7 protein-coding genes and 1 tRNA gene are annotated in these 10,037 nt (G+C 67.1%); 2 read left to right on the top strand and 6 right to left on the bottom strand.

Annotated elements, in window-relative coordinates; genetic code table 11:
• The first annotated feature begins 115 nt into the window (after nt 1-115).
• A complete protein-coding gene (locus ACRDUX_RS23555; protein ID WP_526417045.1) occupies nt 116-736 on the top strand; it encodes a TetR/AcrR family transcriptional regulator in 621 nt (206 codons plus the stop codon).
• A gap of 54 nt (nt 737-790) precedes the next feature.
• Here ACRDUX_RS23555 and rho read toward each other — a convergent pair whose 3' ends face one another.
• The 6 genes from rho to argS all read right to left on the bottom strand — a co-directional run bounded on the left by rho (nt 791) and on the right by argS (nt 9,634).
• Nucleotides 791-2,866 (bottom strand): transcription termination factor Rho, encoded by a 2,076-nt coding sequence (gene rho / locus ACRDUX_RS23550; protein WP_526417043.1) that lies wholly within the window; start codon nt 2,864-2,866, stop codon nt 791-793.
• A 300-nt stretch (nt 2,867-3,166) separates the two neighbouring features.
• The gene (gene thrB, locus ACRDUX_RS23545) at nt 3,167-4,135 is read right to left on the bottom strand and encodes a homoserine kinase (protein WP_526417047.1); all 969 of its coding nucleotides are present in this window, start codon (nt 4,133-4,135) and stop codon (nt 3,167-3,169) included.
• 18 nt (nt 4,136-4,153) lie between these two features.
• Complete coding sequence (gene thrC / locus ACRDUX_RS23540; protein WP_526417041.1) at nt 4,154-5,233, bottom strand: threonine synthase; 1,080 nt, start codon at nt 5,231-5,233, stop codon at nt 4,154-4,156.
• Nucleotides 5,230-6,564, bottom strand: a complete 1,335-nt coding sequence (locus tag ACRDUX_RS23535) for a homoserine dehydrogenase (RefSeq protein WP_526417039.1) — start codon at nt 6,562-6,564, stop codon at nt 5,230-5,232. The genes thrC and ACRDUX_RS23535 overlap by 4 nt, the downstream gene beginning before the upstream one ends.
• Nucleotides 6,564-7,985, bottom strand: a complete 1,422-nt coding sequence (gene lysA, locus ACRDUX_RS23530) for a diaminopimelate decarboxylase (protein WP_526417037.1) — start codon at nt 7,983-7,985, stop codon at nt 6,564-6,566. The genes ACRDUX_RS23535 and lysA overlap by 1 nt, the downstream gene beginning before the upstream one ends.
• Nucleotides 7,982-9,634, bottom strand: a complete 1,653-nt coding sequence (argS, locus tag ACRDUX_RS23525) for an arginine--tRNA ligase (protein ID WP_526417035.1) — start codon at nt 9,632-9,634, stop codon at nt 7,982-7,984. The genes lysA and argS overlap by 4 nt, the downstream gene beginning before the upstream one ends.
• A 208-nt stretch (nt 9,635-9,842) precedes the next feature.
• On the opposite strand from argS, the gene ACRDUX_RS23520 reads away from it, so the two are divergent.
• Nucleotides 9,843-9,915 (top strand) — tRNA-Arg (locus tag ACRDUX_RS23520).
• Nucleotides 9,916-10,037: the final 122 nt, after the last annotated feature.

Raw genomic sequence — 10,037 nt, 5'->3', positions numbered from 1 at the left:
CGAATGAACAGTACTTACAAAGTGTCTACTGTCGACGTGCCACACGGTACCGTCTGGCAACAGGCAGAATGCATCCGTCCCAGCCCGTCACGCTGCGAAACGAACAGGAGCTGCCTTGACCAACGCCACCGCACCCCGGCCGGCCTCCAAGAGCGTGCGTGACCGGCTGATCGACGCGGCCGAAGTGTGTTTGCGCGCCAAGGGGATTCGCTCGACAACGGTGTCCGAGGTCGCCGAGGTGGCCGGGGTGTCCAGGGGATGGCTCTACCGCCACTTTCCCGACAAGAGTTCACTGTTGGGTGCCGCGATCGTGCGTCTCAACGAGGCCTACTGGTCGGAATCGCACGCCATGCTCGAAGAGATCGCGGGACTGGACGAGCAGATCGCGGCGGGCATCCGCCACGGCCGCAGCGCCTATGCCGATCCCGGCACGCTACTGATGAAGCTGCGGATCGACGAACCGGAGGAATTCGCGGCCTGTGCGGGTGCGGGCGTTCAGGGGCTGGTGCCCGATCTGGGCGAATTCTGGTCCCGCTACCTGGTTGCCGCGCAGGACCGCGGGGAGATCCACGCCGACGTCGACATCGCGGAAGCATCCGAATGGGTTGCGCGCGCTCTACTCTCACTGGCCACGGTGCCTGGCCAGCAGCTCGATCCGTCCGACCACGACGCGGTTCTCCAGCACGTTCGCCGCTATGTCATGCCCGGCCTCCGGGCAGACCCCGCGCTGGGTTGACCCACCGACACGAAGAACCCCCGCCCGTGGGCGGGGGCTCTCGCGATTCGACTTCTAGTCGGAGTCCATGTTCTGGGGCGTGGTCTTGGAGACCTGCACCAGGAACTCGTAGTTGTTCTTGGTCTTGCGCAGCTGGCTCATCAACAGGTCGATGGCCTGGTGCGAGTCGAGCCCGGACAGAACGCGCCGCAGCTTGTGTACGACGGCGAACTCGTCGCTGGACAGCAGCAGCTCGTCCTTGCGGGTGCCGGACGGGTTCACGTCGACCGCGGGGAAGACCCGACGCTCGGCGATCTTGCGATCGAGCTTGATCTCGGCGTTGCCGGTGCCCTTGAACTCCTCGAAGATGACCGTGTCACCGGTGGACCCGGTCTCGACCATGGCCGTGGCGATGATCGTCAGCGAGCCGCCGTCCTCGATGTTGCGGGCCGCGCCGAGGAAGCGCTTCGGCGGGTAGAGCGCCGTCGAGTCGACACCGCCGGAGAGGATGCGTCCTGAGGCGGGCGACGCGTTGTTGTATGCGCGCCCGAGGCGGGTGATCGAGTCCAGCAGCACGACGACGTCCCTGCCCTGCTCGACCAGGCGCTTGGCCCGCTCGATGGCCAGCTCGGCGACCGCGGTGTGGTCTGACGGCGGCCGGTCGAAGGTGGAGGCGATGACCTCACCGTTGACCGAGCGCTGCATGTCGGTGACCTCTTCGGGTCGCTCGTCGACCAGCACCACCATCAGGTGGCACTCCGGGTTGTTGACGGTGATCGCGTTGGCGATGCTCTGCAGGATCATGGTCTTACCCGCCTTGGGCGGGGAGACGATCAGGGCACGCTGGCCCTTGCCGATCGGCATGATCAGGTCGATGACGCGGGTGGTCAGCCGGTCGGGCGTGGTCTCCAGGCGCAGGCGCTGATTCGGGTAGAGCGGTGTCAGCTTGCCGAACTCGGGGCGATTCCTGGCGTCGTCGACGGGCCCGCCGTTGACGGAGTCAAGCCGCACCAGCGGATTGAACTTCTGTCGCGGGTTCTGGCCACTGTTGCCGCCACCGCCGCTGCCTTCGCCCTCACGGGCGACCCGGACCGCACCCGTGATGGCGTCACCACGACGTAGGCCGTTCTTGCGGACCATGTTCATCGACACGTACACGTCATTGGTGCCCGCGAGGTACCCGGAGGTGCGAACGAACGCGTAGTTGTCCAGGACGTCCAGGATGCCCGCAACGGGCTGGACGACGTCGTCTTCGCGCAGTTCGGCGTCGCGGTCGTTGTTGCCGCCGCCCTGGGCGTCACCGCGCTCGCCGCGCCGCCTGCGATCGCGGAATCGGCGGCCGCGCCTGCCTCCACGTCCGTCGCCGTCGTCGTCGCCGTCGTCGTTGGCGTTGTTGTTGCCACCGCTGTTGTTGGCGTTGCGATTGCCGCCGCCGTTGTTGGCGTTGTTGTTGTTGGAGTTGCCGTTGTTGCCGCCGGCGTCGCCGCCCCTGTTCTGGCGGTCGTTCTTCTGCCCCTCCGACTGAGCGGAATCCTTGTTCTGGTTGCCGCCCCTATCGGACCGGTCGGTCTTCTCGACCTTGTCGGTCTTCTCGACCTTGTCGACCTTCGCGTCGGCCTTGTCCTCAGGTGCCTTCTCCTCGGAGGGCTTGTCCTGGGTCTTCTCCTGCTCGACCTGCTGGTCAGAGCTCTGCGCGTCACTCGCAGCGCCCGCACCACGGGACGCGCCACGGCGCTCTCGACGCGGGGGTGCTGCCTTCTCGGCAACGTCGACTGCGGTGCCGGCGACCGCCGGGGCGTCGGCGACCTGGGCGGTCTCGGCGGCGGCCTTCGGTGCCTTCGCGGCAGCGCCGTTGGTGTCACCGCGATGCTCACGAATGGCGGCGATCAGCTCACTCTTGCGCATGCCGGACGAGCCCTTGACGCCGATTTGTCCAGCGAGTGCCCGGAGATCGGGAAGCACCATGGCGGTCAAGGCGGTCGGGCGGTCACCCGAGGCTGACACGGCGCCCGCGGGGGCTCCAGTGGCAGGCGCAGCGGCCGGTTCGACCGGCGCGGGCGAAACCGCTTCCACGATGGGTGAATTCACGGGGCTCGACAGCTCAACGTCGTCGCTGCTGCCACCAGCCGTGATGAGGTCCGTATCAGACACGGATTTCCTTTCTTTCCCTCACTGATCCGATTCTGCGAGGGTTCGTCGCATTCAGCTGATCCGCTGGATGCCGGCTACCGAATGCCTTAAGTCCCACAATTGCCTGTGCCACCATTGCTCGTGCAACGGTGATCGCCGGGATTCGCCGCCATGCGGCGAACCGTCATCCACGAGAAGGATTGGTAGTCGTCCTAGTGTAGGCGCAGGCACAGACGCTGCGATTGCTGGACGAGAGCGAGAATAACCCGCATCGTCGCTGGAAGCAAGAAACACGCCTGATTCTCGTGTTACGCCTGTCAACTACTCGGTCCCGGTTTTGGCCCGGGTATCGCTGCCGAGCGCCTCCGTCGGCGCCCAACGAACACCGTCACCGACCGCCATCTCACCGATGGCGAACCCGTGCGCGGCCCCGTACTCGACTGCCTCGGCGGGCAGTTCCGGCTTGGTACTGAATGCGATTACCGCAGGCCCTGCGCCCGAAAGCACAGCCGCTATGCCACAACGGCGAAGTAGCTTCAGATATTCCGCCGACGCAGGCATCGCGGCGGCCCGCTGCGGTTGATGCAGGCGGTCCTCGGTCGCGGGCATGAGCAGATCCGGGCGCTCCGTGAGGGCAACCACCAGCAGTGCGGCACGGCTGACGTTGAACCGCGCGTCGGCATGGCTGACGTCACTGGGAAGGACTGCCCGCGTCTCCGCGGTCGATGACCGGACTTCGGGGATCGCGGGAAACAGATGGATGTCCGGATGCAACCGGACCGGCGCGGCAGCGTACCGCGGTACGGGGTGTCCTCCGTCGGTCCACGACACCACCGCGCCGCCGAGGACGGCCGCCGAGGCGTTGTCGGGGTGCCCTTCGAACTCCGACGACAGTTGAACCAATTCGACGTTCGATGCAGGAGTTGAATCCGATTGAGCGACAAGACCATTGGCTGCCGCAAGTCCGCCAACTACGGCAGCAGCGGACGAGCCGAGGCCACGCGAGTGCGGAATGGCGTTGCGGGAGCGCACGATCAGCCCCGGTACGCTGACCCCCGCCGCCTGCAGGCCTTGCTTGATCGCGCGCACGACAAGATGCGCCGAGTCCAGGGGAACCTGACCAGAGCCCTCCCCCTCGACTTCGACGGAGAGTCCGGATTCGGTTGTCTCGACGTAGATCTCGTCGTAGAGGCTCAGCGCCAGACCGAGGCTGTCGAAGCCGGGGCCGAGGTTCGCGCTCGAGGCAGCAACGACCGCCGTGGCCGCCAGCCCGGCGGGCAGGATCTGCATCACGAACCCAACACCTCGCTAGACCAACCCGAGCTCGGCAGCGACGGCGATGGGGTCCACGGCGATCGCCGCGACGGGGGGCAGTTCCTTCAGCGCCGTGTCGGGGTCCTTCAGCCCGTTGCCCGTGACCGTGCACACCACGGTGGAACCCTTCGTCACCCAGCCGTCCTCGATGGACTTGAGCAGGCCCGCGATGCTGGCCGCGGACGCGGGCTCGACGAACACCCCTTCGCTGCGGGCCACCAGGTGATAGGCGGCGAGAATCTCATCGTCCGTCGCGGCCAGGAACCGGCCGCTCGACTGCTGCTGCGCCTCGACGGCCGAGTCCCACGACGCCGGAGAGCCGATCCGGATGGCGGTGGCGATGGTCTCGGGGTTGCTGACCGGCTCACCGGACACCAGAGGAGCCGCGCCTGCGGCCTGGGTGCCCAGCATGCGGGGCAGCTTCTGTGCCAGCCCGTCGCGGTGGTACTCGGTATAGCCCTTCCAGTACGCGGTGATGTTGCCCGCGTTGCCGACGGGCAGGGCGTGGACGTCGGGAGCCTCACCGAGGGCGTCGACGATCTCGAACGCTGCCGTCTTCTGACCTTCGATCCGATACGGATTGACCGAGTTCACCAGCGAGACCGTCGGGAAGTCCGCGGTCAGCTTGCGTGCCAGCTCGAGACAATCGTCGAAGTTCCCGTCGATCTGAATGATCTTGGCGCCGTGCATGACCGCTTGCGCGAGCTTGCCCATCGCGATCTTGCCCTGTGGGATGAGCACCGCGCAGGTGATGCCCGCCCGCGCGGCGTAGGCCGCGGCCGAGGCAGACGTGTTACCGGTGGACGCGCACAACACCGCCTTCTGCCCACGGGCCACTGCCTCCGTCACGGCCATCGTCATGCCGCGGTCCTTGAACGAGCCGGTGGGGTTGAGTCCCTCGACCTTCAAGTACACCGTGCAGCCGGTCAGTTCGGAGAGCCGCTTGGCATCGATGAGCGGCGTCCCGCCCTCGAGCAGAGTGATCGGCGTCCAGTCGTCACCGACGGGCAGTCTGTCGCGGTAGGCGGCGATCAGACCGGGCCAGGGTTGATGCACGGCAGTGCGCGGGCTCATTCGTTGGTTCCCTCCAGTCGCAGCACGCTGTTGATGTTCGACACGACGTCGAGATCCGCCAGCGCCTCCACCGTCTCGGACAGGGCCGCGTCGGTGGCCCGGTGGGTGACGACGACGATGCGGGCGCCACAACGCTGACCGCCGTCGTCGACCATTCCCTCCTGCCGGACCTCCGCAATGCTGACGTCGCGCTTGCCGAACTCCGCCGAAACCGCGGACAGCACGCCGGCCCGGTCGGCGACGTTCATGCTCACGTAGTAACGGGTCGGGATGAATCCGATGGGGGCGATGGGCAGCTGGGCGTACTTCGACTCGCGCGGTCCGCGGCCACCCTGGACGCGGTTGCGGGCCGCCATCACCAGGTCACCCATCACGGCCGAGGCCGTCGGGGCACCGCCTGCGCCCTGGCCGTAGAACATCAGCCGCCCGGCCGCCTCTGCCTCGACCACGACCGCGTTGAATGCACCGTTGACCGATGCCAGCGGGTGCTCCAGCGGCACCAGCGCGGGATAGACACGGGCCGAAACGCGCTGCTGGCCTTCATCGTTGATGATGCGCTCGCATATCGCGAGAAGTTTGATGGTGCAGCCGAGCGCCCGTGCGGACGCGAAGTCGTCGGAGCTCACCTTGGTGATGCCCTCGCGGTAGACGTCGTCGGCGGTCACCCTGGTGTGGAAGGCGATCGAGGCCAGTATCGCGGCCTTGGCGGCGGCGTCATAGCCCTCCACGTCAGCCGTCGGATCGGCTTCGGCGTAGCCGAGTGCACTCGCGTCCGCGAGCGCCGATGCGTAGTCGGCGCCCGTTTCGTCCATCGCCGAAAGGATGTAGTTGGTGGTGCCATTGACGATTCCCGCGACCCGGAGCACGGTGTCGCCGGCCAGCGACTGGGTGAGCGGCCGGATCACCGGGATGGCGCCGGCGACGGCGGCCTCGAAGTACAGGTCGGCGTGTGCGCTTTCGGCAGCCTGAGCCAGTTCGCCGGTCGACTGGGCCATCAGCGCCTTGTTGGCGGTGACCACCGACTTGCCACGCTCCAACGCGGCGAGGATCGCCTTGCGGGCCGGCTCGACGGGACCCATGAGCTCGACGACGATGTCGACGTCGTCGCGTGAGACCAGTGCGTCGACGTCGTCGGTGAGCATCTCGACCGGCACCCCGCGGTCGGCCGCCACCCGTCGGACGCCGATGCCACGAAGCTCCAGCGGGGCCCCAATGCGGGCCGCGAGGTCGGGTGCGCTCGCCTCGATGATGCGCACGACCTCGCTGCCAACGTTTCCGAGTCCCAATACGGCCACGCCGACCGGCTTCTCTGGCGCGTTCTTGTCAACCATCAGTTGCTTACCTCCAGGCTCAAAAGGTCGTCCGCCGTCTCACGGCGCAGGATCAGGCGCGACACGCCGTCGCGCACGGCCACCACCGCGGGGCGGCCGAGCAGGTTGTACCGGCTCGACATCGAATAGCAGTAGGCGCCGGTGGCGGCGACTCCGATGAGGTCACCGGGCTCGACGTCGTCGGACACCCAGGTGTCGCGGACCACGATGTCACCACTCTCGCAGTGCTTTCCGACGATACGGGCGAGTACCGGAGCTGCGTCGCTGGTGCGTGACACCAGGCGGGCGTCGTACTCGGCGCCGTACAACGAGGTTCGGATATTGTCGCTCATCCCGCCATCGACACTGACGTAGCGACGGTATCTGTCGGACGCGACGGCCACGTCTTTGACCGTGCCCACCTCGTAGAGCGTGATCGTGCCGGGACCCGCGATCGCGCGACCCGGCTCGACGACGAGCTTCGGTGCGGGCAGGCCCACCGCGGTGGACTCGCTGATCACGATGGCGCCGATCTTGGCGGCGAGTTCCTCTACCGGCGGCGGATCGTCCTGCGGCAAGTAGGAGATCCCGAGCCCACCGCCGAGGTCGACGATGGACATCTGAGCGGTCTTCTCGACGCCGAACTCGGCGACGACGTCGTGCAGCAGGCCGATCACCCGGTGTGCGGCGAGTTCGAAGCCGGCGACGTCGAAGATCTGCGAGCCGATGTGGCTGTGCAGCCCGACGAGCCGCAGGTGGTCCGCGGCGAACACTCGCCGGACCGCGTCCATCGCAGCGCCACTGGCCAGTGAAAGACCGAACTTCTGGTCCTCGTGTGCGGTCGAGATGAATTCGTGGGTGTGAGCCTCGACGCCGACGGTCACGCGCACCAGCACGTCCTGGAGGACACCCGCCTCCCCGGCGATCGCGTCGAGCCGATCGATTTCCGTCACGGAGTCCAGCACGACGTGGCCCACGCCGACCTTGACCGCGGTGGAGAGCTCGTCGACCGATTTGTTGTTGCCGTGCAACGCGATTCGCTCGGTCGGGAAGTTCGCGTTCAGCGCGACGGCGAGCTCGCCCCCGCTGCAGACGTCCAGGGACAACCCCTCTTCGTCGATCCAGCGGGCGATCTCACTGCACAGGAACGCCTTGGCGGCGTACCGGACGTGGTCCCCACCGCCGAACGCCGCGGTGATGTCGCGGCAGCGGGACCGGAAGTCGTCCTCGTCGATGACGAACAGGGGCGTGCCGTATTCCTCGGCCAGCCGGGTGACCGGCACGTCCGCTATCGACACCGTGCCGTCGGCGTCGCGGATGGCGTTGCGCGGCCACACGTTCGGGGCCAGGGTCAGTAGCTCGGCGGCGGTCTGCGGGATGGCGGGGGTCTCACCGTGGCGGATGTCCTCGGCGTGGCGTGGTCCGGCTGGATGCGCCATCACATGCGCTCCGGGGCACCGACGCCGAGGATCTCGAGGCCGTTGGCGATGACCTGGCGGGTGGCCTGACACAGGGCGAGACGGGCCGCATGCAGATCCGTCGGCTGCTCGTCGCCCTGCGGCAGCACCCGGCAGGAGTCGTAGAAGCGGTGGTAGTCCCCCGCCAGGTCCTCGAGGTAACGACACACCCGATGCGGTTCCCGCAGTGAGGCAGCGGTTTTCAGCACCCGCGGGAACTCGCCGATGCTGCGCATCAGGGTGCCCTCCCGATCGTGGGTGAGCAGCTCCAGGTTCGAGGTGCTGGCGATGACGCCGAGCTCGGCCGCGCTGCGGGCCAGGGCAGACAATCGCGCGTGCGCGTATTGCACGTAGTAGACCGGGTTCTCGCTCGACGCGCTCGACCACAGCGCGAGGTCGATGTCGATGGGCGTGTCCACCGAGCTACGGATCAGCACGTACCGCGCGGCGTCAACGCCGATGGCTTCGACGAGGTCGTCGAGGGTGATGACGGTGCCCGCCCGCTTGCTCATCCGCAGGGGCTGGCCGTCGCGGACGAGGTTGACCATCTGGCCGATCAGCACCTCGACCGTGTCCGGATCGTCGCCGAGCGCCGCTGCCGCCGCCTTGAGCCGTGCGATGTAGCCGTGGTGGTCAGCGCCCAGCATGTAGATGCAGAGGTCGAACCCGCGTTGGCGCTTGTCCAGGTAGTAGGCCAGGTCGCCCGCGACGTAGGCCGGGTTGCCATCGCTCTTGATGACGACGCGGTCCTTGTCGTCGCCGAACTCGCTGGTGCGCAACCAGGTCGCGCCGTCCTTCTCGTAGATGTTGCCGGTCTCGCGCAGCTTGGCGATCGCCTGGTCCACCCGGCCGGACGTGTGCATCGAGTCTTCGTGCGTATAGATGTCGAAGTCGGTGCCGAAGTCATGCAGTGACTTCTTGATGTGCGTGAACATCAGGTCCACGCCGATGGAACGGAACGTCTCCAGCAGCTGGTCGTCGCTCTGGCTCAACGCATCGGGCGACTTCGCGAGCACTTGCTGCGCGATGTCGGCGATGTAATCGCCCGCATAGCCGTCCTCGGGCGTCGGCAGTCCCTTCGCCGACGCGATGAGCGAGTTCGCGAACCGGTCGATCTGGGTGCCGTGGTCATTGAAGTAGTACTCACGCACCACGTCGGCGCCCTGCGTGGACAGCAGCCGACCAAGGGCATCGCCGACGGCGGCCCACCGCGTCCCGCCGATGTGAATCGGACCGGTCGGGTTGGCGGAGACGAACTCCAGATTGATCTTCTTGCCCTCGAGCTCCTCGGAATGGCCGTAGGACGAGCCCGCGTCGATGACGTTGTCGATGACGACGCCCTGAGCAGACGCCTCGATGCGCAGGTTGACGAAACCCGGTCCGGCGACGTCGGCGCCGGCAATGCCGTCGGCCCCGGCCAGTGCCGTCGCCAGCCAGCCGGCGAGATCGCGCGGGTTGGCACCGACCTTCTTGGCCAGCTGAAGCGCCAGGTTGGTGGCGTAGTCACCGTGCTCGGGGTTGCGCGGGCGTTCGACGACGACCGTCTCCGGAAGGGCGGCACTGTCGAGACCGTGCTCGGCCAGCACCGCGGCGGCGGTGGTCTTGAGCAGCTCGGCCAGATCGGCTGGGGTCACGAGGAAACATCCTATGGTCTGAGGTGGTCACGTCCCGAATCGTTTCCGGCGGGCAGGAGCGAAGCGACCGCGGAATGTCGAGGCGGGCTGGGGCGCAGCGACCGCGCCATGTCGGACGCTGCGGCGCGGACACCCGGGACGCGATTGGCCCCACCTCGATGCGTTAGTCTGTCGTGGCCCATTGGTGCAGCGGATTTTCAGTTCCTGCGCCCCCGTAGCTCAGGGGATAGAGCGTCCGCCTCCGGAGCGGAAGGCCGCAGGTTCGAATCCTGCCGGGGGCACCCATTACAGTGCAGGTCACAGCCTGTTTTTGAGAATCTCATCATTGGTTGGGCTGTTGGTGGGCTGTCTGGGTCGTTGTCGAATCGAACCTCGACTCCTCCTCCACGTCAGCTGCCCATCC

The sequence above is a fragment of the Mycobacterium sp. genome, from assembly GCF_050701675.1.
GTDB lineage: Bacteria > Actinomycetota > Actinomycetes > Mycobacteriales > Mycobacteriaceae > Mycobacterium.
Note: the sequence above shows the minus strand (reverse complement) of the source record. Positions and strands in the feature narration are given on the sequence as shown.

What these genes read in the sequence shown, in the direction of transcription:
- thrB (WP_526417047.1), bottom strand. Translation starts at nt 4,135, where the DNA reads ATGCAGATCCTGCCCGCCGGGCTGGCGGCCACGGCGGTCGTTGCTGCC.
- thrC (WP_526417041.1), bottom strand. Translation starts at nt 5,233, where the DNA reads ATGAGCCCGCGCACTGCCGTGCATCAACCCTGGCCCGGTCTGATCGCC.
- ACRDUX_RS23535 (WP_526417039.1), bottom strand. Translation starts at nt 6,564, where the DNA reads ATGGTTGACAAGAACGCGCCAGAGAAGCCGGTCGGCGTGGCCGTATTG.